The sequence below is a fragment of the Streptomyces sp. NPDC028907 genome, from assembly GCF_055564995.1.
Map to the genome: position 1 here is coordinate 734,333 of NZ_JBVHVE010000002.1, position 24,851 is coordinate 759,183.

General features: G+C 70.4%; 20 protein-coding genes. 9 read left to right on the top strand and 11 right to left on the bottom strand.

Annotated elements, in window-relative coordinates:
* Positions 1–27 precede the first annotated feature (27 nt).
* The 4 genes from ACZ4UU_RS07830 to ACZ4UU_RS07845 all read left to right on the top strand — a co-directional run bounded on the left by ACZ4UU_RS07830 (position 28) and on the right by ACZ4UU_RS07845 (position 5,103).
* On the top strand, positions 28–1,122 hold the full coding sequence (locus tag ACZ4UU_RS07830) for a TolB family protein (protein WP_468037481.1): 1,095 nt from the start codon (positions 28–30) through the stop codon (positions 1,120–1,122).
* A 475-nt stretch (positions 1,123–1,597) separates the two neighbouring features.
* Positions 1,598–3,202 (top strand): citramalate synthase, encoded by a 1,605-nt coding sequence (cimA, locus tag ACZ4UU_RS07835; RefSeq protein WP_468037483.1) that lies wholly within the window; start codon positions 1,598–1,600, stop codon positions 3,200–3,202.
* Positions 3,203–3,257: 55 nt separating this feature from the next.
* Entirely contained in the window at positions 3,258–3,692 is a 435-nt protein-coding gene (locus ACZ4UU_RS07840; RefSeq protein WP_468037485.1) for a VOC family protein, read from the top strand.
* Between the two features lie 67 nt (positions 3,693–3,759).
* Positions 3,760–5,103: a hypothetical protein gene (locus ACZ4UU_RS07845; RefSeq protein WP_468037487.1), complete on the top strand. Its 1,344-nt coding sequence runs from the start codon at positions 3,760–3,762 to the stop codon at positions 5,101–5,103.
* A 102-nt stretch (positions 5,104–5,205) separates the two neighbouring features.
* Here the strand turns inward: ACZ4UU_RS07845 and ACZ4UU_RS07850 are convergent, their stop codons facing one another.
* Both ACZ4UU_RS07850 and ACZ4UU_RS07855 read right to left on the bottom strand, forming a co-directional pair.
* Entirely contained in the window at positions 5,206–5,988 is a 783-nt protein-coding gene (locus ACZ4UU_RS07850; RefSeq protein ID WP_468037489.1) for a S1 family peptidase, read from the bottom strand.
* A gap of 114 nt (positions 5,989–6,102) precedes the next feature.
* Positions 6,103–7,188 carry a DMT family transporter gene (locus tag ACZ4UU_RS07855; RefSeq protein WP_468037896.1) on the bottom strand — a complete coding sequence of 362 codons (1,086 nt, stop codon included), beginning with the start codon at positions 7,186–7,188 and terminating at the stop codon, positions 6,103–6,105.
* Positions 7,189–7,322: 134 nt separating this feature from the next.
* Between ACZ4UU_RS07855 and ACZ4UU_RS07860 the strand changes: the two genes are divergently transcribed.
* Together ACZ4UU_RS07860 and ACZ4UU_RS07865 are read left to right on the top strand one after the other, a co-directional pair.
* Positions 7,323–7,892 carry a TetR/AcrR family transcriptional regulator gene (locus ACZ4UU_RS07860; RefSeq protein ID WP_468037898.1) on the top strand — a complete coding sequence of 190 codons (570 nt, stop codon included), beginning with the start codon at positions 7,323–7,325 and terminating at the stop codon, positions 7,890–7,892.
* Between the two features lie 52 nt (positions 7,893–7,944).
* The gene (locus tag ACZ4UU_RS07865; RefSeq protein WP_468037491.1) at positions 7,945–8,514 is read left to right on the top strand and encodes a YdeI/OmpD-associated family protein; all 570 of its coding nucleotides are present in this window, start codon (positions 7,945–7,947) and stop codon (positions 8,512–8,514) included.
* A gap of 33 nt (positions 8,515–8,547) precedes the next feature.
* On the opposite strand, the gene ACZ4UU_RS07870 is transcribed toward ACZ4UU_RS07865, so the two are convergent.
* On the bottom strand, positions 8,548–9,102 hold the full coding sequence (locus ACZ4UU_RS07870; protein ID WP_468037493.1) for a YceI family protein: 555 nt from the start codon (positions 9,100–9,102) through the stop codon (positions 8,548–8,550).
* Between the two features lie 140 nt (positions 9,103–9,242).
* Between ACZ4UU_RS07870 and ACZ4UU_RS07875 the strand changes: the two genes are divergently transcribed.
* From ACZ4UU_RS07875 to ACZ4UU_RS07885, 3 genes are all read left to right on the top strand, one after another.
* Positions 9,243–11,573 carry a polysaccharide lyase 8 family protein gene (locus tag ACZ4UU_RS07875; protein ID WP_468037495.1) on the top strand — a complete coding sequence of 777 codons (2,331 nt, stop codon included), beginning with the start codon at positions 9,243–9,245 and terminating at the stop codon, positions 11,571–11,573.
* Between the two features lie 154 nt (positions 11,574–11,727).
* Complete coding sequence (locus ACZ4UU_RS07880; RefSeq protein WP_468037497.1) at positions 11,728–13,311, top strand: acyl-CoA carboxylase subunit beta; 1,584 nt, start codon at positions 11,728–11,730, stop codon at positions 13,309–13,311.
* Between the two features lie 57 nt (positions 13,312–13,368).
* Complete coding sequence (locus ACZ4UU_RS07885; protein ID WP_468037499.1) at positions 13,369–13,563, top strand: acyl-CoA carboxylase subunit epsilon; 195 nt, start codon at positions 13,369–13,371, stop codon at positions 13,561–13,563.
* Positions 13,564–13,817: 254 nt separating this feature from the next.
* Here the strand turns inward: ACZ4UU_RS07885 and ACZ4UU_RS07890 are convergent, their stop codons facing one another.
* From ACZ4UU_RS07890 to ACZ4UU_RS07925, 8 genes are all read right to left on the bottom strand, one after another.
* Positions 13,818–14,399, bottom strand: a complete 582-nt coding sequence (locus ACZ4UU_RS07890; protein WP_026248371.1) for a GTP-binding protein — start codon at positions 14,397–14,399, stop codon at positions 13,818–13,820.
* Positions 14,380–14,958 (bottom strand): DUF742 domain-containing protein, encoded by a 579-nt coding sequence (locus ACZ4UU_RS07895; protein WP_234765771.1) that lies wholly within the window; start codon positions 14,956–14,958, stop codon positions 14,380–14,382. The genes ACZ4UU_RS07890 and ACZ4UU_RS07895 overlap by 20 nt, the downstream gene beginning before the upstream one ends.
* Before the next feature lie 95 nt (positions 14,959–15,053).
* Complete coding sequence (locus tag ACZ4UU_RS07900) at positions 15,054–15,467, bottom strand: roadblock/LC7 domain-containing protein (protein ID WP_004983065.1); 414 nt, start codon at positions 15,465–15,467, stop codon at positions 15,054–15,056.
* A 10-nt stretch (positions 15,468–15,477) separates the two neighbouring features.
* Positions 15,478–18,705 carry a nitrate- and nitrite sensing domain-containing protein gene (locus ACZ4UU_RS07905; protein ID WP_468037501.1) on the bottom strand — a complete coding sequence of 1,076 codons (3,228 nt, stop codon included), beginning with the start codon at positions 18,703–18,705 and terminating at the stop codon, positions 15,478–15,480.
* A 390-nt stretch (positions 18,706–19,095) separates the two neighbouring features.
* Positions 19,096–19,671, bottom strand: coding sequence for a GTP-binding protein (locus ACZ4UU_RS07910; protein ID WP_030051303.1), 576 nt, complete (start codon positions 19,669–19,671; stop codon positions 19,096–19,098).
* Entirely contained in the window at positions 19,652–20,050 is a 399-nt protein-coding gene (locus tag ACZ4UU_RS07915) for a DUF742 domain-containing protein (RefSeq protein ID WP_003997626.1), read from the bottom strand. The genes ACZ4UU_RS07910 and ACZ4UU_RS07915 overlap by 20 nt, the downstream gene beginning before the upstream one ends.
* A gap of 114 nt (positions 20,051–20,164) precedes the next feature.
* Positions 20,165–20,578 (bottom strand): roadblock/LC7 domain-containing protein, encoded by a 414-nt coding sequence (locus ACZ4UU_RS07920; protein WP_030051302.1) that lies wholly within the window; start codon positions 20,576–20,578, stop codon positions 20,165–20,167.
* A 9-nt stretch (positions 20,579–20,587) separates the two neighbouring features.
* On the bottom strand, positions 20,588–24,352 hold the full coding sequence (locus ACZ4UU_RS07925; protein ID WP_468037504.1) for a sensor histidine kinase: 3,765 nt from the start codon (positions 24,350–24,352) through the stop codon (positions 20,588–20,590).
* Positions 24,353–24,851: the final 499 nt, after the last annotated feature.

The following is a 24,851-nucleotide window of genomic DNA, read 5'->3' on the forward strand; positions in this document are numbered from 1 at the left end:
GAGATCGTGTTCAGAACCATGCGCGGCATGTCCGTCGCCGTCCTCGCCGGGGCGATGGTCGCCCTGACGGCCACCTCGGCGGCACCGGCACCGCCGCGGGGCACCGAGCGGATCACGCTCTCGGCGACGGGCGAACAGGGCGACGGCGACTCGTACGGCCCGCAGTTCAGCGCGGACGGCCGGTTCGCGGCCTTCACGGCCTACGCGACCAACCTGGTGCCGGGCGACACAGGCGGCCACGCGGACGTCTTCGTGCGCGACCTGCGCAAGGGGACGGTGGAACGGGTCAGCGTGGCGTCGGACGGCACACCGGCGGACAAGCCCTCCACCCTGGCCGCCATCAGCGCCGACGGCCGCTACGTCCTGTTCCGCTCCAACGCCCGCAACCTGGTCCACTGGGACCAGCCGCCCACGAACGACGCGGCCGAGGACATCTACCTGCACGACCGCCGCACCGGAAGGACGGAGCGGATCAGCGTCGCCCACGACGGGGGCTCGGCCTTCGCGGCGGGCGCCCACTTGTCCGCGGACGCCCGCCGCATCGTCTTCAACGCCAAGGCCGACCGCATGGAGCCCGGCGCACGCGACCTCTTCGGTGCCGTGTACGACTTCGACCGGCGCACCGGCACCACTCGGCGGATCAGCAACGGCGACCGCCCGACCAACCCCGCGCTCCTGGAGGACATCAGCGCCGACGGCCGCTATGTGGCGTACACCCAGCTGGTGCCGCGCAGCGGGGACGGCGTCACCTGGGTGCACGACCGCCGCACCGGCACCGAGGAACAGGTCAACGTCAAGGCCGACGGCACTCCGGCCCGGCGCTACGCGATGCCGGTCTCCCTCTCGGCGGACGGCAGGACGGTCGCGTTCAAGTACGACGGCGACGACCTGCTCCCGGACGACGCCCCCGGCGACAGCACCGACCTCTACGTCCGCGACCTGCGCGCGGACGTGACCGGCGCATCGTCCCCGGCCCCGACGGCGAACGACTGCCGGACAACCCTCGGCTCAGCCCGGACGGCCGCCACCTGGCCTACGAGGCGCAACCGCGCCTGGCCGACGGACAGTACGGGCCGGACAACGTCTACCTCCGCGATCTGCGCACCGACGAGACCCGTCTGATCAGCACGTCCGTCAGCGGTGGACCGGTCACCGACGAGTACGTGACGCTCTACGAGGTGGGCACCGGCGAACGGATCGGCCTCGGCAGCCACTCGGCCCAGCTGGTCCCGGACGACACCAACGGCCACTACGACGGATTCGTCCACCGTCGGCGGTGATCAACGCAGTGCTCGTATCCTGAGACGGACGGTGAGCCCGGGGGCGGTGTGTGCCAGACTGCCCCCGTGCTCTCGTTCGCCATGATTATTGGCAGCAGGCGCGCCGGTCCGCAGTGACCGCCACGTACGACCAGGTACGGGCGGACACCGTCGTCCTCGACCCGCGCGCAGACCTCTCGCACCCGCGAGGGGTTTTTCGCTTTTCTGGCCCACCTTCAGCCGGGAGTAAAGCGCGAGGGAACATTGGGGACGGTGGAGCCGGTCATTCCGGTAACGACCGTGATCCGACGGGATCCAACAGCAGGAGCCTTGACACCATGACCGCAACCAGCGAGCTCGACGATTCGTTCCACGTGTTCGACACCACCCTGCGCGACGGCGCGCAGCGGGAGGGCATCAACCTCACCGTCGCGGACAAGCTGGCCATCGCCCGGCACCTGGACGAGTTCGGCGTGGGCTTCATCGAGGGCGGCTGGCCCGGTGCCAACCCGAGGGACACCGAGTTCTTCGCGCGCGCCCAGCAGGAGATCGACTTCCGGCACGCCCAGCTGGTCGCCTTCGGCTCCACCCGCCGCGCGGGCGCCAAGGCCTCCGAAGATCCCCAGGTCAAGGCGCTGCTGGAGTCCGGCGCCCCGGTGATCACGCTGGTCGCGAAGTCCCACGACCGGCACGTCGAACTGGCCCTGCGCACCACCCTCGACGAGAACCTGGCCATGATCGAGGACACGGTCGCTCACCTGCGCTCCCAGGGCCGCCGGGTCTTCGTCGACTGCGAGCACTTCTTCGACGGCTACCGCGCCAACCCCGAGTACGCGAAATCGGTGGTCCGCACGGCGTCGCAGGCCGGCGCGGATGTCGTCATCCTCTGCGACACCAACGGCGGCATGCTCCCCGCCCAGGTCCAGGCGGTCGTGGCGACCGTCCTCGCGGACACGGGCGCCCGCCTCGGCATCCACGCCCAGGACGACACCGGCTGCGCGGTCGCCAACACCCTCGCCGCCGTCGACGCGGGCGCGACCCACGTCCAGTGCACGGCCAACGGCTACGGCGAGCGCGTGGGCAACGCCAACCTCTTCCCGGTCGTGGCGGCCCTGGAGCTGAAGTACGGCAAGAAGGTCCTCCCCGACGGCCACCTCCGCGAGATGACCCGCATCAGCCATGCCATCGCCGAGGTCGTCAACCTCACCCCCTCCACCCACCAGCCGTACGTCGGCGTGTCGGCCTTCGCCCACAAGGCCGGTCTGCACGCCTCCGCGATCAAGGTCGACCCGGACCTGTACCAGCACATCGACCCCGAGCTGGTCGGCAACACCATGCGCATGCTGGTCTCCGACATGGCGGGCCGCGCCTCCATCGAGCTCAAGGGCAAGGAACTCGGCATCGACCTGGGCGGCGACCGCGAACTGGTCGGCCGGGTCGTCGAGCGCGTCAAGGAACGCGAACTCAAGGGCTACACCTACGAGGCGGCCGACGCGAGCTTCGAGCTGCTGCTGAGGGCGGAAGTGGAGGGCAAGTCCCTCAAGTACTTCGACGTCGAGTCCTGGCGCGCCATCGTCGAGGACCGCCCCGACGGCACCCACGCCAACGAGGCCACCGTCAAGCTCTTCGCCAAGGGCGAGCGCATCGTCGCCACGGCAGAGGGCAACGGCCCGGTCAACGCCCTCGACCGCGCCCTGCGGGTGGCCCTGGAGAAGATCTACCCCCAGCTGGCCAAGCTCGACCTCGTCGACTACAAGGTCCGCATCCTGGAGGGCGTCCACGGCACCCAGTCCACGACCCGGGTTTTGATCTCGACGTCGGACGGCTCAGGGGAGTGGTCGACGGTCGGCGTCGCGGAGAACGTGATCGCGGCTTCGTGGCAGGCCCTGGAGGACGCCTACACCTACGGGCTGCTGCGGGCCGGCGTCGAGCCGGCCGAGTAGGCCGAACGGACCTCGCCCCCACCCCCGGGCCGGGCGTCCACGGCACAGTTGAGCCATGGACGACAAGGACGCGGACTCCCGACACTTCCTCGCCCGGGGGCAGGTGGCGACCCGCCTGCCCGCCCAGGACCTGGAGCGGGCCCGGCGCTTCTACTCCGAGAAACTGGGGCTGGAACCGGTCGACGAACGGCCCGGCGGGCTGCTGTACCGCTGCGGCGGCACGGAGTTCGCCGTGTACCGGTCGACCGGAACGTCGCCCGGCACCTTCACCCAGATGGGCTGGCAGGTCGAGGACGTCGAGGCGGTGGTGACGGAACTCAGGCGGCGCGGGGTGCGATTCGAGGAGGTCGACGTCCCCGGCTTCCACACCACGAACGGCATCGCCGACGTCGAGGGCCACTACCCGACCAAGGGCTTCCGGGGCGAACGGGCCGCCTGGTTCCATGACAGCGAGGGCAACCTGCTGGGCGTCGGCGAGCCGTACGCCTGAGCCGGCCCGGAGGATTCCGGCCACTGCGGCCGCCGCCTTTTCCCGGCTCATCAGGTAGCTTCGAAGTATGAGGACTCCGCTCTTCCGGGGCCTCATGAGCTTGCTGATCGTGCCGGTCGCCGCGACGGTCGCGGTGCTCACGGCCGGCGCGCCCGGCGCCCATGCGGCCACGGACCTCTCGAAGGTCGCCGAGGCGCTGCGCGAGGAACCCGTCTACGTGGACCCCGCCGCCTCCGGCCAGCTGTCGTCGGCTGACGCCGAAGCGCTCGCCGACAAGATCAAGGATGCCGACAAGCCCGTCTTCGTCGCCGTCCTCCCGGCCGACCAGCCGACCGAGAACCTCCTGCTGAACCTCCGTACGGAGACCGGTGTCACGGGCCTTTACGGCGTCCGCGTGGACGATCGCTTCGACGCGGCGGCCGACGCCTCCGTGATGTCCCGGCAGGCGGTGGACAACCTGGTCACCTCGGTGCAGAGCGCCGGCGACCCCAAGGCCCAGCTCAACGACTTCGTCGACGCGGCGCTGCGCAACGTGGGCGGCACGGCACCCGCGAGCTGGAGCGAGGGATCAGGCGGCGACGGCGTGGACGTCAGCGGACTGATCGCGGCCGGCGCGGTGCTGGTGGCGGGCGGCGCGGGCGCCTACGCGCTGGTGAAGCGCAACCGGCGCCGCCACGAGGCGGAGCGGCAGGCGGCACTGGCGAAGCTGCGGGTCGTGGTCGACGAGGACATCACCGCCTTCGGCGAGGAACTGGACCGCCTGGACTTCCACCCGGCCGCGCCCGAGGCCGACGACGCGATGCGCGAGGATTACGAGCACGCTCTGGACGCCTATGACCAGGCGAAACGGCTCATGGACTCCGCGCGCAGGCCGGAGGAGGTCAAGGCCGTCACCCAGGCCCTGGCGGACGGCCGCTTCTCCCTCGCCCAGCTCGCCGCCCGCCGGGAGGGCCGGCCCCTTCCAGAGCGCCGCCCGCCGTGCTTCTTCGACCCCCGGCACGGCACCGCGGTGGCCGACGAGACCTGGACGCCGCCCGGCGGCACCGCCCGCGAGGTCCCGGTCTGCGCGGCCGACCGCACCCGGCTGTCCGAGGGCCGCGACCCCGTGATCCGCGAGGTCGACACGGAGTACGGCCGCCGCCCGTACTGGGACGCCGGACCGGCCTACGGCCCCTGGGCGGGCGGCTACTTCGGCGGCGGCATCCTCCCCGGCCTCCTCATCGGCACGATGCTGGGCAGCATGATGGCCGGCCCCGCCTACGCGGCCGACTACGGCGCGGGCTACGGCTACGGCGACGGCGGTTACGAGGGCGGCGACGTGTCGGGGGCGGACTTCGACACCGGGGACTTCGGGAACGGGTTCGGCGGAGGCGACTTCGGTGGCGGAGGCTTCGACGGCGGGGGCTTCTGACCGCTAGGACTTCTGACCTCTGCGGCTGACGGGCGCCCGAGCACACGGCGCGGGCCCGGCGTCCTGGGACACCGGGCCCGCGGTCCCGCGGCGGAGGTCAGGTCACAGAGAGGACGCGGCCGACGCGATGGCGGAGGCGAACGTCGAGACCTCGGTGTAGACGCCGGGCGCGTTCGGCCGGGCGCAGCCTATGCCCCAGCTGACGATGCCGACCTGGATCCAGGCGTTGCTGGCGTCCCGGCGGAACATCGGGCCGCCGGAGTCACCCTGGCAGGTGTCCACGCCGCCGGACGGGAAGCCGGCGCAGATCTCCTCGCTCGCGACGAGTCCGCTGTAGCCGCTGTAGGAACGGCACTGGGCGTCGCTGACGAACGGCACGTTGGCCTTGAGCATGTACCGCTGCTGGGCACCGCCCTCACGGGCCGCGCCCCAGCCGGCGACGGTGAAGGTGCCGGTGTTGTACTGCGTCGTGGTGGCGATCTTCAGCGTCGGCAGGTTGATCGGCTGGGCGAGCTTGATGAGGGCCCAGTCCTTGCCGGTGCCGTTGTAGCCGGGGGCCCGGTACACGTACGTGGAGCGGGCCTGGACCCGGCCGCTGGTGGACTGGAGGTCCACGACGCCGGCGGTGGCCGTGATGCCGGTGTTGGGGCCGGTCGAACCCACACAGTGCGCGGCGGTGAGCACGATCTGCTGGGTGTAGAGCGCGCCGCCACAGCCCATGGAGAGCCGGACCATGAACGGGAACTCGCCCTGCGTGGCACGGGTTCCGCCGACGACACGGGAATCCGCGGCGTGCGCGGCCGAGACGGGCTGAAGGCTGACGATCGCGAGAGCGGCGGCGGCGAGGGCCGCGCATCTCTTGAGCGCGGTGAGGAGCTTCTTCAACGTGATGCCTTCCGTGGGGGGTTGGACATACGAACGTGGAGAGCGCTGAGATGTCAGGGGCATGTCATGCATGGGCCGCGGGGGGGAGCCGGGTGACGGTAGCGACCGAAGCCCCTACTTATGGCATGCGCCGGTCAAATTCTGTTTGCTGGCCATTGTGGATCCTGTGAGCCTCCGGACAAGGGCCCAAATCCGGCCAGGCCCGTTCCGGACAGGGGCTGTACGGGGTCCGGGCCCTGTCTGGGGACGGGAGTCGCAGGCCTTTGCCTGCCGGTGGCGATGTACGGAACGCACGCGCGACGTACCGCCTCCGCGCTCACCCCTGCCCCCGCGCTCACGATGCACGACCACCACCGCGGCCAGGCCGACGCCGAGGCCAAGCGCCGTCTGTACGCCGAACGGCTCGCCGAACATGAGCGCGCCCCAGACCGCCGTGACCGGAGCCATCAGGAACATCAGCGCGTTGACCTGGGTGACTCCGGAGCGGCGCAGGATGATCCAGTACAGCCCGTAGCCGCCGAAGGTGGACAGGGCGACGAGCCAGCCGATCGCGACCCAGAAGCCGGCCTCGGCGGGCGGCGCGGCCGCTCCCGTGCTCACGGCGAGCGTGGTGAACAGCACGGCGCTGGTGGCGCAGTGGACGGTCATCGCCACCCCGGGAGCGACCGGCGCGGGGGAGCGGCTCTCCAGGAACGTGGCCGCAACCAGCGACAGCATGCCGAGGAACGGCACGAGATAGGCCCAGGGGGCGACCCCGGTCGCGGCCGCGGCGTCGGCCAGGGTGACGATGGCGACGCCGCTCACCCCCAGGCACAGCCCGAACCACTGCCGGGGTGAGACGTACTGCCGCAGCAGCGGCCCCGCCAGCGCGCCGGCGACGAGCGGCTGGACCCCGTCGATCAGGGCCGTGGTGCCGCTGGAGACGCCGAGCTGGATGGCGTAGTACACGGTGAGCAGATAGCCGCTCTGTGACAGCACGCCGATCGTGGCCTGCCGCGCGGCGGCCCGCGCCGTGAGGTCCCGCCAGGACGCGCGCCCCACCGTGGCGGCGACGACGATCAGGATCGCGGCGAGCGGCAGAAACCGCCACATCAGGACCGTGACCGCCGCCGCGCTCCCCGCGCCGAGCTTGGCCCCGATGAACCCCGAGCTCCAGCAGAGTACGAAGGCGATCGAGAGCAGAACGTTCGCCGGGACCACGGGGATCACCCACCCACTAGACAGATCGGTATACCTGGCTCCGGACTCCCACTATACAGATCGGTATACTTTTGGGCATGGGCAGTGGTGCGAGCAAGGGAACGGACCGCGCGGAGCAGCCGCGGCGAGCCACGATGACGCCTGCCGCGAGGCGGGTCCTGGAAGCCGCCGAGCGGCTGTTCTACGAGCGCGGCATCCATGCCGTCGGGGTGGACCTCATCGCCGCGGAGGCGGGGGTCACCAAGAAGACGCTCTACGACCGCTTCGGCTCCAAGGAGCGGATCGTCGTGGAGTACCTGGCGGGCCGCGACGAACGCTGGCGGGCCTTCCTCGCGCAGTACGTCGACGACCACCTCGACGCGGCGCACGCGACGCCCCGGGCCCGCATCCTGGCCGTGTTCGACGCCTCACGGGCATGGTCGTCCGAGCAGGGCCCCAAGGGGTGCAGCATGGTCAACGCGCACGCCGAGATCAGCGACCCGGCCCACCCGGCCCACTCGGTCATCACCGGCCAGAAGGAGTGGATGCTCGCCCTGTTCACGGGCCTCGCCCGGGACGTGGCACCGGATTCCCCGGAGTACGCGGACCGGCTGGGCCGCACGCTCATGCTCCTGCACGAGGGCGCCCTGGTCGCCCACGGCCTGAACGTCTTCCCGGACCCCATCGCCCACGCCCGCGCACAAGCGGAAGCGCTCCTCGACTGAAGGCTGGACCTATAGGCCGGGATCTGACCTCTTCCCCGCCTAACGTGCCCGTATGACCCCCTCCGACGCCGAAGCGCCCCTCCCGTTCGACTCCGCCGCCGCCCTCGACGCGTGGCTGACCGAGCACCCCGCCCCGCACCCCGGGCTCTGGGTCAAGGTCGCCAAGAAGGGCACCGGCATCCCCTCGGTCAGCGCCGCCGAGGTCAACGACGTGGCCCTGTGCCACGGCTGGATCACGGGACAGCGCAAGGGGATCGACGCGTCGTACTACGCACAGCGGATCACCCCGCGCCGGCCCGGCAGCCTCTGGTCGATGGTCAACGTACGGCGGGTGGCGGAACTGACCGCCGAGGGGCGGATGCACCCCTGCGGCCTCGCCGAAGTGGACGCCGCCAAGGCCGACGGGCGATGGCAGGCCGCGTACGAGTCGCAGAGCAACGCGCGCGTCCCGGCCGAGCTGACCGCCGCCCTGGAGGAGAACCCCGAGGCTCGGGCGGTGTTCCAGCGGCTGGGCCGCACCGACCGCTACCAGGTCATGCTCGGCCTGCTACGGGCTCGGACCCCGCGCAGCCGGAATGCTCAAGTCGCGGCGATCCTGCGGGAGTTGGCGAAGCGCCGGTGAGCCGATCGCTCACCGGCGCCCTGAGAGGAAACGTCACGCGTTCCGGATCGCCGAGATGTCGAAGTTCAGCTTGATCTTGTCGGAGATCAGCACACCGCCGGTCTCCAGCGCCGCGTTCCAGGTCAGGCCCCACTCGGATCGCTTGATCTCCGCCTTGCCCTCGAAGCCGACGCGCTCGTTGCCGAAGGGGTCCTTCGCGGCGCCGTTGAACTCGAGGTCGATGGTGAGCGGCTTGGTGGTGCCGAGGATCGTCAGGTCGCCGGTGATGCGGTAGTCGTCGTCGCCGAGAGCCTCCGCCGAGGTGGAGCGGAAGGTCATCGTCGGGAACTCCTCGATCTTGAAGAAGTCCGCGCTCTTCAGATGGCCGTCGCGGTCGGCGGAGCCGGTGTCGATGCTGTCCATCTTGACGTCGATGGACGCCGTGGAAGCGGACGGGTCGCCGCCGTCCAGGTGCAGCGAGCCGCTGAAGTCGAGGAACTTGCCCTTGACGTTGGTGACCATGGCGTGGCGGACGGTGAAGCCGATCGTGGAGTGGGCGGTGTCGATCGTGTAGTCGCCGGTCAGGGCGGTCAGGTCGGCGTTCGTCATGACGTGCTCCCTCGGAAGATGGGGTGATGTTGAATCTTTAACTACATCAACGCGACCGACCGTAGACCTATTCCGTTCGGGATTCAACATCATCCGCAAAGTGTTGGCGTGATTACGGTGAGGTGGTAGACGCCCATGGCATGACCTCTCAGCGCACAGGCCTCACGAGACCCACCCGCCGATCCGTCCTCCTCGCGGCGGCGCTCCTGGCCACCACCGCCCCCGCCGCCCGCGCGGCCCCGGCCGACGCCTACGACGCCCTCCGCCTCCGCTGGCTCGACATCGCCCTCGGCACCGGCTACGACCCCGCCGCCGAGCCGTACGCCGCCCGCCTCGCCGAAACCGGCACCCTCGCCCGCGGCTTCCGGGCCACCATGGCGCCCACCCCCACCTCGCTCTGGCCCGGTCACGCCTACGACCCGCCCGCCGGCATCACCCAGAGCTACGGCCGCCTGTGGACGATGACCCAGGCCTATGTCCAGCAGGGCACCGGCTCCACCGCCGACCAGGCCCTCCTCGCCGACGTCCTGCGCGGCCTCGACCACCTCTCCGCCACGGTCTACAACCCCGCCACCACCCGCTACGGCAACTGGTGGGAATGGCAGATCGGCAGCCCGCGCCTGCTGATGGACATCACGGCCGCCCTGTACGACCAGCTCACCGAGGAGCAGGTCGCCGCCGCCTGCGCGGCCGTCGACCACTTCGTACCGGACGCGATGCTCACCGACTACTCCGGCACCTCCACCGGCGCCAACCGCGTCGACCTCTGCCGCAGCGTCGCCCTGCGCGGCATCCTCGGCCGCGCCCCGGCGAAGATCGCCCTCGCCCGGGACGCGCTCTCCCCGGTCTTCCCGTACGTCACCGAGGGCGACGGCCTCTACGCCGACGGCTCGTTCGTCCAGCACACCTGGGTCGCCTACTCCGGCACCTACGGCCAGGTCCTCCTCGACGGCCTCGGCCGCCTCTTCGCCCTGCTCGCCGGATCCGACTGGGAGGTGACCGACCCCGCCCGGCAGATCATCCTCGACAGCGTCGAGCACGCCTACGCCCCGCTCATCCACGACGGGTTGATGATGGACAGCGTCAACGGCCGTGCCATCAGCCGGGGTTACCTCAAGAGCGACGAGCGCCACGTCATGCGCAGCGACCACTTCCACGGCCAGGGCGTCATCGCCGCCATGGCCCTGCTCGCGGGCGGCGCGAGCGCGGCGGAACGCGAGCGCTGGTACGGCCGCATCAAGGGATGGATCGAACGGGACACGGTCACCCCGATCTTGACGGCGCCTCAGTTCGGCGTCGCCGACCTGGCCCGCCTGCACGCCGTCGCCGAGTCGCCGGTCCCCGCGGCCCCCGAACCGACCGGCCACCACCTCTTCGCGGCCATGGACCGAGCCGTCCACCGCCGCCCGCGCTTCGTCGCGAACATCGCCATGGCCAGCGACCGCATCGCCCACTACGAGTGCGGCAACGGCGAGAACCCGCGCGGCTGGCACACCGGCGCCGGAATGCTCTCCTGGTGGGCCGACGGCCTCGGTGACCAGTACACCGACTGGTACTGGCCGACCGTCGACTGGTACCGCCTCCCGGGCACGACCGTCTCCACGCTCCGCCTCCCCGACAAGGCCGGCGGTGAATGGGGCGAGCCCAAGCCCGACGTGCGCTGGGTCGGCGGCACGACCGACGGCGTGTACGCGGCGATCGGACAGCACCTGAAGGGCCTCGGGTCGACGCTCCGAGCCCGTAAGTCGTGGTTCTGCGTCGACGACGCCGTGATCTGCCTCGGCGCCGGGATCAGCTGTGCCGACGGCGTCCCCGTCGAGACGATCGTCGACAACCGGAACCTGGGGGAGGGTGGCACACAGGCCTTCGTACGCGGCGCGGGCTGGGCGCACCTGGAGGGCCACGGCGGCTGGGTGGTGCCGTACGGCGATCTGCGCACCCTGCGCGAGGACCGCACCGGCGCCTGGGCCGACATCAACACCACCAGCACGACGGAGGCCCGCACCCGCCGCTGGCAGACCCTCTGGCTGGACCACGGCACCGACCCGACGGACGCGACCTACGTCTACCTGCTCATGCCCGGCGCCCGCCGCCGAGAGGTCGCCGTCCGGGCCGCGCAGGGCCGCCACTGGCTGTCGGTCCTGGCCAACGACAGCACGCGCCAGGCGGTGCGCGTCCCGTCCCTGGGGCTGACGGCCGCCAACTTCTGGCAGCCGGGCACGGCCGGTCCGCTCACCGCGTCCGCCGGGGCGAGTGTGCTGCTCCGCCGCCGGGGCCGTACCGCTACGCTCTGCGTCAGCGAGCCACCGCGCACGGGCGAGCCGCTGGAGATCACCTGGGACCACCCCGTACCCCGCGTCCTGCGCGCGGACGACCCGGTCGAAATCCTCTCGACCGGCCGCCGACTGCGCCTCCGTGTCACTCCGGGGATGGTATGTGCCACCCATCGATGTGAGGTGCTTCTCAGCTGACACCTTTGTGCGACCCCCACAACACGGACGCCCTCTGAGCAGTCGGAAAGGCTGCACGCCCCGATGGTTCTGTTCAGGGGTACCAGGAAAAGGGGCCGAGGACTGTACGGAGTCAACGGCTCGCTTTCCTTGGTGTCCTTCGTAAGGTCGCTACATGACCGTTTTGGATGAGGCACCGGGTGAGCCGATCGACGCCCGCGGGCGGACGGCCGAGCTGCACGAGATCCGTGCTCAGGCGCTGGCCGGCCCGAGCGAGAAGGCGACCACGGCGCAGCACGCCAAGGGCAAGCTGACCGCCCGGGAGCGCATCGAGCTGCTCCTGGACCCGGGCTCCTTCCAGGAGGTCGAGCAGCTGCGCCGGCACCGGGCCCAGGGCTTCGGCCTGGAGGCCAAGAAGCCGTACACCGACGGTGTCATCACCGGCTGGGGCACGGTGGAGGGCCGCACGGTCTTCGTCTACGCCCACGACTTCCGGATCTTCGGCGGCGCGCTGGGCGAGGCCCACGCCACGAAGATCCACAAGATCATGGACATGGCCATCGCGGCCGGTGCCCCGCTGGTCTCCCTGAACGACGGCGCCGGCGCCCGTATCCAGGAGGGCGTCTCGGCGCTCGCCGGCTACGGCGGCATCTTCCAGCGCAACACCAGGGCGTCCGGCGTCATCCCGCAGATCAGCGTGATGCTCGGCCCGTGCGCGGGCGGCGCTGCGTACAGCCCGGCCCTGACGGACTTCGTGTTCATGGTCCGTGAGACGTCCCAGATGTTCATCACCGGCCCCGACGTGGTCAAGGCCGTGACGGGCGAGGAGATCACCCAGAATGGCCTCGGCGGGGCGGACGTGCACGCCGAGACCTCCGGCGTCTGCCACTTCGCGTACGACGACGAGGAGACGTGCATCGCGGAGGTCCGCTACCTCCTCTCGCTCCTCCCGCAGAACAACCGCGAGAACCCGCCCCGGGTGGAGGCCAGCGACGCCGCCGACCGCCGCTCGGACGTCCTGCTCGACCTGGTCCCGGCGGACGGCAACCGGCCGTACGACATGGCCAAGGTCATCGAGGAGATCGTCGACGACGGCGAGTACCTGGAGGTCCACGAGCGCTGGGCGCGGAACATCATCTGCGCGCTCGCCCGGATCGACGGCCAGGTCGTCGGCATCATCGCCAACCAGCCGCAGGTCCTCGCAGGCGTCCTGGACATCGAGGCATCGGAAAAAGCTGCGCGCTTTGTCCAGATGTGTGACGCTTTTAACATCCCGATCGTCACTTTCCTGGACGTCCCCGGGTTCCTTCCCGGCGTCGACCAGGAGCACGGCGGAATCATCCGGCACGGCGCGAAGCTCCTGTACGCCTACTGCAACGCGACCGTGCCGAGGATCTCGCTGATCCTTCGCAAGGCGTACGGAGGTGCGTACATCGTCATGGACAGCCAGTCCATCGGCGCCGACCTCACCTTCGCCTGGCCGACGAACGAGATCGCCGTGATGGGCGCGGAGGGTGCCGCCAACGTCATCTTCCGCCGGCAGATCGCCGAGGCCGAGGACCCCGAGGCCATGCGGGCCCGCATGGTCAAGGAGTACAAGTCCGAGCTCATGCACCCCTACTACGCGGCCGAGCGTGGCCTGGTGGACGACGTGATCGACCCCGCCGAGACCCGCGAGGTGCTCGCCAGGTCCCTGGCGATGCTCCAGACCAAGCACGCCGACCTGCCGTCCCGCAAGCACGGCAACCCCCCGCAGTAACCCAGCGGATCCTTCGCGGTACCCCCGCGGAAACCTCTCTCACGGAGACTGTGACCTATGAACTCCCCTGACATCCGCGTCGAGAAGGGCCACGCCGAGCCCGAGGAAGTCGCCGCCATCACGGCCATCCTCCTGGCCCGCGCCGCCGCCCAGCCGTCCGACTCCGCCCCGGCCCACCGCGGCCGCCCCAGGGCCGGCTGGCGCCGCCTGGAGCGCGAGGGCGGCTTCCGCGCACCGCACAGCTGGCGGTAGCCTGCGGCGCTTGAGCGGCCCCGTTCTCCCGTAGGGAGGGCGGGGCCGTTGGTTTTTGCGCCCGGGAGCTCGGGAGGCCTTGTCTGATGGGCGGCTGCGGGCAGTCGTGGGCTGTTCGCGCAGTTCCCCGCGCCCCTTGAGTAGGACCAGCGGCCCGACCTTCAGGGGCGCGGGGAACTGCGCGAACGGCCACTGGGCTGCCGCAGACGGCAGACAACCGTCCGTGGCAGCCCAGTGGCCGCAAAAGCAACTACCTACCGCAGACGAGCCATCAGAGCATGCTCGACCAGCGTGATCAGCGCCGACTTCGCATCGGCCCGATGCCGCGCGTCCGTCGTGATGATCGGCGTGTCAGGCCCGATCTGCAGGGCCTCACGGACCTCGTCAGGGTTGTACGGCTGGTTCCCGTCGAACCCGTTGAGGGCGATCACAAACGGAAGCCCCGAGTTCTCGAAGTAGTCGACCGCCGGGAAGCAGTCGGCAAGGCGCCTCGTGTCCACGAGGACGATCGCGCCGATCGCACCGCGCACCAGGTCGTCCCACATGAACCAGAAGCGGTCCTGGCCGGGCGTACCGAAGAGGTACAGGATCAGGTCCTGGTCCAGGGTGATACGGCCGAAGTCCATGGCGACCGTCGTGGTCGTCTTGTCTCCGGTGTGGGTGAGGTCGTCGATGCCCGCCGAAGCAGACGTCATGACGGCCTCTGTGCGCAGCGGGTTGATCTCCGAGACGGCGCCGACGAACGTGGTCTTGCCCACGCCGAAGCCGCCAGCCACCACGATCTTCGCGGACGTGGTGGAGCGGGAAGGCCCTCCGCTAGAGCTTGCGAAGTCCACTGAGCACCCTTTCGAGCAGTGTCACGTCTGGCTGGCCGCCGGCGTTCTCGTCGCCGCCGGGCTGATGGATGGCGACCAGGCCCGCCTCCGCCAAGTCGGCGACGAGGATCCTGGCCACGCCGAGAGGGATCGTCAGCAGGGCCGAGACCTCGGCGACCGACTTGATCTCACGGCAGAGGTTGCAGATCCGCTGATGCTCGGGCAACTGGCCCTGCATCTGGTGCGGCTGCGCGGTGGTGTGCACCAGCGCCTCGATGGCGAGCTGGTAGCGGGGGCGCGTCCGTCCGCCGGTCATGGCATACGGGCGCACCAGGGGGTTGTTCGACGCCCCGGCGGGCGCCGGCTCAGGGGCGCGTCGTTGCGGCTGCACGGGCTGGATGCGCGGCGCGGGCGGCTGGTCGTACGGCGAGGGCCCGGGGCCCTGCGGAGCGTACGGCTGCCGCTGGCTGGGCGTGGAGGGGAAGTTGTAACGGTTCGGGTTCTGGGAACCGTCGTTCTGGCCCTGGCCAGGGCCGTACGACCAATTACCCGACGATGAACCGCCTGGGGGTGTTGCCACTTTCTCTCCTCCTCCGACTGTGCCTGGCACCCATCATGTGGAGCCGCGTCCCGAAACCTTACGGCTACGGGACGCCAAAACGCACCGACTGTCTGTTAGTTGAGCAGGCTCCCTTGGAGCTCCGCACGCAGATCCGGCGTCAGGACCGTACCGGCACGGTCGACCAGAAGTGCCATCTCGTACCCGATGAGGCCGATGTCCGCCTCGGGGTGTGCGAGAACCGCGAGCGACGATCCGTCGGAGATGGACATGATGAACAGGAATCCCCGCTCCATCTCCACAACCGTCTGGTTCACGCTGCCGCCCTCGAAGATCCGCGAGGCACCCGCGGTCAGCGAGGTCAGACCGGAGGCGACGGCCGCGAGCTGGTCGGCGCGGTCGCGGGGAAACCCTTCGGACATCGCCAGAAGGAGTCCGTCGGCGGAGACCACCACCGTGTGCGACACCCCGGGGGTGTTGTCCACGAAGTTGGTGATCAACCAGTTCAGGTTCTGTGCCGCCTGGCTCATCGGGCTCACACTAACGCTCCTGGTTGTAGGTGCTGTCAGAACCGAAGCCCTGACCGTTCGTTTCACTTCCCGCGCTGCGTCCCCGCTGGACACCGCGGCGCAGGTTGCTCAGCCTGCCCCGGACATCCTCGGGAGCGCGGGAGATCTGTGGACCTCCCTGGGGGGTGGTCTCGGCGGCTCCCTCGACCAGGTTGGCCTTGGGTACCCGCCGCGGCAGGCCGGAGGAGGTCACCCCGCCCGCCTTGGGCTTCCGGAGCTGCGCGGCCTGCTGCCAGCGGTCGTCGTTCGCCGAACGCCAGCTGCTGTCGCCGTTGCTCTCCGGCGTGGGGGCCGGTGACTCCTGCCGCACCGGCCGGGCGCCGTTGGTGCCGCTCGCGGCGGATCCGCGGCGGGGAAGGCCGGCGTCGGTCAGTGCGTGGGCGGCGGGGGAGGCCGGTTCCGGACGGTCGAAGCCTACGCGGTCGCGCTCGCTTGCGTCATCGGCCTGCGCGGATTCCGTTTCCGGAGCGTACTGGTCCTGGTAGCCGTCGCGGTAGCCGTTCTGCTGCGGCCAGTCGTCCTGGTGACGCCGCTGCTCGAAGGCCGGGAAGGTCTCCGGGGCGGAGGCACTCGCTGCAGCGGGCTCCTCACGGACCGGCTCCGGATAGGAGGGCTCCGGGTAGCCGCCGTTGGACGAGAAGGTGTCGTTCTGCGGCAGGCCGCCGTTCGGCGCGTAGTACGTGTCGTCGTACGACGGACGCTGCTGCTCCTCGTACTGCGTCTGCCGCTGTTCCTCGTACGTCGGCTGCGCCTGCTGCGGGTCGTATCCGCCGGGCTGCTCCGCGAAGCCGCCCCGGTCGTCGTAGGCCGGCTGACCGGTGAACTCGTCGTACGCCGGCGTCTCGGGGTTCTCCAGCGCGGGCGCCTGGCCGTGGTTCTGGGCCTCCAGAGCCGCCCGGCGCTCCTCGCGCATCAGGGAGCGGCCGACGGGGTCCAGGTCGCGAAGGTCGTCCGGGACCTCGTAGCGGCTGTCGTCGAAGCCCAGTTCGGCGGCGGTGCGCAGCTGCGGCTGGTTGAAGTTCTCACCCTGGAACTGCTGCTCCGGGATGATCTGCGAGACGGTGAACTCGTCCTGGGCCGGCTGCTGCTCGCCGCCGCCACCGTGCGTGATCGCGTCCGGCAGCATGACCAGCGAGGTGGTGCCGGCCTGCTCGCCCGAGGGCCGCAGCTGGACGCGGATGCCGTGCCGGTCGGACAGCCGGCCGACCACGAACAGGCCCATGCGCTGCGAGATCGCGGCGTCCACGGTCGGCGGGTTGGCCAGCTTGTGGTTGATGTCCGCGAAGTCCTCGGCGGTGAGGCCGATGCCCTTGTCGTGGATCTCGATCATCACGCGGCCGTCCGGGAGACGGGTCGCGGTGACACGGACCTTGGTCTGCGGGGAGGAGAACGTCGTAGCGTTCTCCAGCAGCTCGGCGAGCAGGTGCACGAGGTCGGTGACGGCACGGCCGTGGATCTCGGCCTCGGGGACGCCGGAGAGCTCGATGCGCTCGTACTGCTCCACCTCGGAGGAGGCGGCACGCAGGACGTCGACCAGCGGCACCGGCTGGTCCCAGCGGCGGCCGGGCTCCTCACCGGCGAGGACCAGGAGGTTCTCGCCGTTGCGGCGCATACGGGTCGCGAGGTGGTCCAGCTTGAAGAGGTTCTCCAGCTGGTCCGGGTCGGCCTCGTTGTTCTCCAGGTCGGTGATCAGGGTCAGCTGGCCCTCGATCAGCGACTGGTTGCGGCGCGACAGGTTGGTGAAGATCGCGTTGATGTTGCCCCGCAGCAGGGCCTGCTCGGCGGCGAGCCGGACGGCCTCGCGGTGGACCTGGTCGAAGGCGCGGGCGACTTCGCCGATCTCGTCCCGGGTGTTGATCGGGATGGGCTGGACGCGGGTGTCGACGCGGCCCGGGTCGGTACGGGAGAGCTGGTCGACCAGCATCGGCAGCCGCTGCTCGGCGATGCCGAAGGCGGCGTTGCGCAGCTGGCGCATCGAGCGGGACATCTGGCGGGCGACCATGCCGGCCAGGATGAACGCGGCGAGCAGGGCGACCACGACGGCGGCACCGGTGATCAGGGCGTCGCGCTTGGCGTCGTCGGAGATGACCGAGGCCTCGTTCACCGCGGTGTTCGCGAGGTTGTTCTCGATGTCGCGGTAGGCGTTGTACTTGAGGGTGTTGACCGCCCACCAGTTCTCGGCGGTGATGCCCTGCTGGGCGAGCGCCGCACGCTCACTGGTGTCCGTGGAACTCAGCTGGGCCAGCGCGCCGACCATCTTGGTGGGGTCGGCCGGCGGCGCCACGTAGTCCGGGTTCTTCTGCTTGGCCGCGGCGGCCATGGCGGCGCCCTCGGTCTTGATCTTGTTCGTGGCGTCCTGCAGCTTCTGGATGTCCTGCTCGGTGCCACCGCTCTGGTACTCCTGGATGGCGATGCCCTCCAGGTAGGCGTACGAGGACAGGGCGATGCGCTGCCGGGCCAGGTCCGTGGCCTTGGGGCCCGGCTTGACCAGCATGTGCATACCGATGGAGCGCTCCAGGGAGAGGGCGCCCTTGGTCAGCGAGATGGCGTAGACGGTACGGCCGTAGCTGGTGATGTTGCCGGTGCCCAGGCCCAGCTCGTTGGAGAACTCCAGCAGCCGGTGCTCGATCTCGACATAGCCCTCTTCGGTCTGTACGCCGGTGAGCTTGTTGGTGTAGGCGGCCGCGCGCAGGTCCGTCAGATCCGGCTCGACCTCACGGAAGCGCTCCAGACGGCGCACCAGGTTCGCCCGGTCGGGCATGCTCTGGGCGGCCACGTCGAAGGCGTCGGCGGCGTCGTCGGTCTTCTTGCGGGCGGCCACGACCGACGGGTCGTCCTCGCCCTTGCCCTGGAGCAGGGGAGCGGCGGTCGAGTCGCGCTCCTCCAGCAGGGCATCGCCGTAGGTGAGGGCGGCGGCGACCAGACGCGCGGTGTTCTCCGCGTCCTCGGCCTCCTGCCAGGTGTCGATCGAGCTCTTCACCTGGAAGCCGCCCATGACGAGGCCGACCAGCACGGGTATGAGCAGGATCGCGTTCAGCCGGGTCGGCACGCGCCAGTTGCGCGGGGAGAGACGGCCGCCGCTTGGCGCGGGCGCCGTCGTCGGTTCCGATCCGGGCACAGGGGCGGGCGCCGCTCCGCGCGGCGGCGGGGTGAAGTTGCCCCGGGCCGACGGCTCGGGACTGTTCTTGCTTCGCCTCACTCGACCAACAACCTTCCGGCGGGGTCGGCACCTACGTTGTGCCGCTGTGTCTCAGAGCCCAGTTCGCCATCGAGTAGTACGCAGTACTGCTGAGTACGTCTTTGACTATTGGGCAGTTCTCGCATTCCAGCACGTCGGCCTGCGCTCTTCCAAACAGTTGAAGCGCATCATTCCACGTGATGTAAGCCCCAGATAAAACGGTCATAAAGAGCGAGCCCCGTCAAAAGACGGGGCATTCGTGCGCGCAGCGACACCGGTTGACCGCGACGAGTGGCCATACCACCCGATTCCTCTGCCGAAACGTTATGAACAACGAAGCCGACCGTGTCAAAGGCCACAGCCGGCTCCGGCACATCTACGACAACTGCCGTATGGCGCTACCGACTTGCCCTACCGCAGCCGGGCCATCAGCGCATGCTCGACCAGCGTGATCAGCGCACTCTTGGCATCGGCCCGGTGCCGGGCGTCGGTGGTGATGATCGGCGCGTCCGGACCGATCTGAAGCGCCTCGCGCACCTCGTCCGGCGTGTAGGGCTGGTGTCCGTCGAAACCGTTGAGGGCGATGACGAACGGGAGCCCGCTGTTCTCGAAGTAGTCGACCGCGGGGAAGCAGTCGGCGAGCCGGCGGGTGTCGACCAGCACGACGGCGCCGATCGCGCCGCGCACCAGGTCGTCCCACATGAACCAGAAGCGGTCCTGGCCGGGCGTACCGAAGAGGTACAGGATCAGGTCCTGGTCCAGGGTGATACGACCGAAGTCCATCGCCACCGTGGTGGTGGTCTTGTCACCGGTGTGCGTGAGGTCGTCGATGCCCGCGCTCGCGGACGTCATGACGGCCTCGGTGCGCAGCGGATTGATCTCCGAGACCGCGCCGACGAACGTGGTCTTGCCCACGCCGAAGCCACCCGCCACCACGATCTTCGCGGAGGTGGTCGCCCGGCCTGGTTCAGAGCTTGCGAAGTCCACTGAGCACCCTTTCGAGCAGCGTCACATCCGGAGCGCCGCCGTTGTTCTCGTCGCCGCCCGGCTGGTGGATGGCGACCAGGCCGGCCTCGGCGAGGTCCGCGACGAGGATCCTGGCCACGCCCAGCGGCATGGACAGCAGCGCGGAGACCTCGGCGACCGACTTCACCTCACGGCACAGGTGGCAGATGCGCTGGTGCTCCGGGAGGAGCCCCATGAGCGCTGCCGGGTCGGCCGTGGTGCTGATCAGCGCCTCGATGGCGAGCTGGTAGCGCGGCCGGGTCCGGCCGCCGGTCATCGCGTACGGACGTACCAGCGGCTGGTCGCCCTCATCCTCGTACGGCTCCGCGTACGGATCATGAGAGGCGGTGGGCGGGGTCATGAATCCTCCGGGCGGGGACAGCAAGTCGGTCAGTCAAGCCGTCTGGGTGGGGGCCAGTGCGGGGATTGTGGCGGCCGGACGGTGATTTGGTGAGACGGGTGGATCCGGGGGTGATCAGTGGAGCAGACTGCCTTGGAGTTCGGCGCGCAGGTCCGGCGTGAGTACCGCACCCGCCCGGTCGACCAGCAGCGCCATCTCGTAGCCGACGAGGCCGATGTCGCATTCGGGGTGTGCCAGGACGGCGATGGACGAACCCTCAGAGACGGACATGAGGAAGAGGAATCCCCGCTCCATCTCGACGACGGTCTGTGCCACGCTGCCACCGTCGAAGATCCGGGAGGCTCCCGCGGTCAGCGACGTCAGGCCCGACGCGACGGCCGCCAGCTGGTCGGCACGGTCGCGGGGGAAGCCCTCCGACATCGCCAGCAGCAGACCGTCGGCGGACACGACGACGGTGTGGGACACCCCGGGGGTGTTGTCCACGAAGTTGGTGATCAACCAGTTGAGGTTCTGTGCCGCCTGGCTCATCTGGCTCAACTAACGCTCCTGCTGGTGAGTGGGGTTCGGGAAGCTGCCGGTCTGGCCGTTACGGACTTCACGACCCTGCGCGATACCCCGACGGAGATTGGTCAGCCGGCCGCGTACGTCGTCAGGCGCACGCGAGACCTGCGGACCGGCTTGGTGCTGTTGCTGCTGAGCCGTACCCGGGACGAGGTTCGCCCTGGGTACCCGGCGCGGCAGGCCGGAGGTGGTGACCCCGCCCGCGGCCGGCTGCCGGACGCGTTCCGCCTGCCGGACGAGATCGTCGTTCGGCGAGCTGCGCCAGGCGGTCGATGAGGTCCGCTGGGAAGCGGAGGACGACTGCGCGGGAGCCGCGGGAGCCTGCGGCTCCTGGGGAGCGGAGGCCGGAGCCGAGCCGCCCGCACCGGACTGACGTCCCTGCGGACCGCCGTGGAACCAGTTGGTCTCCAACGTGTCGTACAGCGGCGTACGCCCGTCACCGGGACCCGTCGCGGGCGGCAGCGCCTCGGGCTCCTGCCGCGCGGGCCGCTGCTGCGGACGCGCCGGGGCCGGAGCCGGGGGCTGCGGGGCGCCGTAGCCGCCATTGCCGCCGTAGGTGCCGTTGACCTGCGGCCGCTCGAACTGTCCGGTGGACTCGGGGTTCTGGCGGCCGGGCAGCGCGTGCTGGCCCGTGGAGCTGCCGTCGTACGCCTGCGGAGCCGTCGGCCGGCCCTGCTGCGCCGGAGTGTTCTGCCCGTTCGGGGCGCCGAAGACGTCCGAGCGGACGAACTGACCCGTGCCCTGCGGCTCGTTCCCGGCGGGGCGGGCGAACTGGCCCGTGCTCTGCGGGTTGTACGAGGCCGGGCCCGCGGCGTCGTAGTCCGGGCGGGCGTCGAGGCGCGGGACCGCCGGGATCTCCGCCGTCGAGCCGGGGCCCTGACGGTCGTCGATCCGCGGCATCCGGGAGGTCTGCGAGGGGTCCTCGTCGTGTCCGCGCGGGGTGTCGAGCGAGGCGCGCGGCACCGGCGGCTGCGCGTTCTCGTCGCTCCAGCTGGGGCGGGACGGCTGGTTGCCGCCGGGCAGCTCGGCACGCGGACCACCGCGCGGCGGAAGCTGCGGCTGACGGCCACGGCGGCCCTTCTCACCGCCGGCGGGCGGGGACTGCGGCGCCGACGGTCCGCCCGGCCGGGACTGCTCACGGCCGGGGCCCGCGCCACGGGAGCCGCCGAAGGCGTCCTGGCCGCCGCCGAACGGGTCCTGACCCGTGCCCGCGGCCTGCAACCCCTGCGGGGCACCCGGAGCCTGGCCACCGAAGCCGGCGCCGGCACCCGCGGGAGCCGGCCGGCCCTGCGACGGCGCGCCGCCCTGGCCCTGCGGACCACGCGGGGCACCCGGTCCGCCCGGAAGCCCGCCACCCTCACGTCCGGGCAGCGCGGCCCGCGGACCCTGACCGGCACCGAGCCGGCCACCACCGGCCGCACCGGCACCGAGGGCACCGCCACCCGGCGCACCCGCGCCGAGCGGGCCGCCACCGGCCTGGGCCTGACGACGAGCGGCGGCCGCACCCGCGGCGGCCTGCGCGGCGGCGGGACCACCGGAGCCGGCGGGGCCGCCCTGACCGGGCTTGCCCGGAGCCGGCTTCTTGCCGCCCTGGGCGACGTCGACGGGCAGCATGACCAGCGCGGTCGTACCACCGGAGTCGGAGGGGCGCAGCTGGATGCGGATGCCGTGCCGCTGGGACAGCCGACCGACCACGAAGAGGCCCATGCGGCGGGAGACCGAGACGTCCACGGTGGGCGGCGAGGCGAGCCGCTCGTTGATCGCGGCGAGGTCCTCGGGGGAGAGGCCGATGCCGGTGTCGTGGATCTCGATCAGCACACGGCCGTCGGGCAGCGCGTGACCGGTGACCTTGACCTTGGTCTGCGGGGAGGAGAACGAGGTGGCGTTCTCCAGCAGCTCGGCGAGCAGGTGCACGAGGTCGTTGACCACGCGGCCGGCCACTTCGGTGGTCGGCACGGAGGCCAGCTCGATGCGCTCGTACTGCTCCACCTCGGAGGCGGCGGCGCGGAGCACGTCGACCAGCGGGACCGGGCGGGTCCAGCGACGACCGGGCTCCTCACCCGCGAGGACGAGGAGGTTCTCACCGTTACGGCGCATACGCGTCGCGAGGTGGTCGAGCTTGAAGAGGGAGGACAGCTGGTCCGGGTCGGCCTCGCGGGACTCCAGTTCGGAGATGAGCGAGAGCTGGCGCTGGATGAGGCCCTGGGAGCGACGCGAGAGGTTGGTGAACATCGCGTTGACGTTGCCCCGCAGCAGGGCCTGCTCGGCGGCCAGTCGGACGGCTTCGCGGTGCACGTCGTCGAAGGCCGCGGCCACCTGGCCGATCTCGTCCCGGGAGTGCACACCGACCGACTCGACGGAGGTGTCGACATCCTGCGGGTCGGACTCGGAGAGCTGCTTGACCAGCTCGGGCAGCCGGTCCTGGGCGACCCTGGTGGCGGTCTCCTCCAGCCGGCGCAGCGAGCGGATCATGGAGCGGGCGACGACGAAGGCGCCGACCAGCGAGACACCGAGCACGAGCAGGATCAGCGCACCGGAGATGATCGCCTCGCGCTCCGACTCGTTGCGCAGCTCGCGGGCCTTCTGCTCCATGTCCTCCAGCAGCGTCGTCTCGATGGCGCGCATCTGCTGGATCTTGGTGGTGCTGTCGTCGACCCAGTCGCGGTACGAGCGCTTCTCCAGGTCGTCCAGGGCGTTGGGGTTGCCGAGCGCACGGTTGGCGTACTTGTCGCTCGCCGTGATCGTCGGGTTGCCCTTCTCGATCGACTTGAGCAGGTCGGCGGCGCCCTGGGTGCCGTAGATGCTCCGGAAGCTCTTCAGCTCGGAGCGCTGGCTCGCCAGCGCGGACTCGGCGTACAGCCGGTCGTTCTCGGAGAGGTCGCCGACGCTGTCGTTGTTCGCGGGCAGCGCCGCGGCGAGGACCGCGCGCTGGATGGACGCGTACTCCTTGGCGGTGGAGAAGGCCGCCAGGGCACGCGTGCTCTGGATCATCTCCGGGTTGCTGGTCGCCTCCGCCATGTCCTGCGAGAGACCGAGCAGGTTGGTGATCAGCCGGTGGTAGGCCTCCACGGTCTGCGTGGAGTTGTCCTTGGCCTCGTAGGCGTTGCTGCGGATCTTCTCGATGGTGCCCAGGTCGCCGACGAGCTGGACGAGGTTCTCGCGGACGCCCTTGAGGTTGCCGTCCTTGCTGGAGTCGTCGATCTCCTCGGACGCCTCGATGAAGCTGTCGCGGGCCCGGTTGGTCTTGTCCCGGTAGCCCTTGACCGTGTAGTCGGTCGCCTTGGCACCGTGCGCCAGCGGACCGGCGGACTGGTCGCGCTCCTCCTGGAGCGCGGCCGCGAGCTCGGTGGCCCGCTTGGTCATGTCCGTCAGCAGCTTCATGTTGTCGAGCTGCTGGATGTCGTCCATGTTGTCGCTGATGCGCAGGGCACCCAGCGAGGTGGCCGCGACCACCGGAAGCGTCAGCAGCGCCACCAGACGCGTGGAGATACGCCAGTTGCGCAGGGCTATTCGCGTGCCCGGCCCACCGGTGCCCTTGGGGGCCTTCTTCGGGGCCGGCGTGGAAGGGCTCGACGCCCCCGCGGACGCCGACACGGCCGGGTGCCCGGAGCGCTCACCACCGTCGGCGGACAGGGCCGGTCCTCCCTGGTTCTGGGCGTGCTGGGTCGAGGGACCTCGGTCGGTCCCGCCGTGCTCCGGCTCCGCCGAAGCGCTGCCATCCCTCTTGAAACGTCCCTGCACTAGCGTCGCAACCTCTGGACCAGGCGCCCCTCCGCATGAACGGACGGGCACGGTGTCGGCGTCATGGGGAGCGTCCTGAACACGCTCCCCGGTGGTCGTGAGTGACCGGCGCTGGTTCCCCCTATCTCGCCGCCACCAGGCGCTCGGTGCGCCCCCTGTGCGCCGGCTCGATCCTGCGGCGGTCCGTGGAATTCCAGCACAGTGCAGGATCTCCAACAAGGCCCGTAGGTCGAGCCGTGACATACGTGACACCACGTGAGGGCGAGATTACCTGCCGTAGAAACTGATCCAGGCCATAACGGACTTATGCCCGCGAGCCGCCCGGGTGCGGCAGGTGTCCCAGTCGCCATGATCGGGAGCGGAATGATGGGTTCAGGTGGCGAATGTCCGTTTCGTGGGGGTGAGTTGCGAGCCCGAATTGACCCTTTTGTTTGCAGGTTCGTGAGCAAACTCACACGCACATCAAGGGTCCCCGCGACCTCGGAGGGGAATCGCGTGT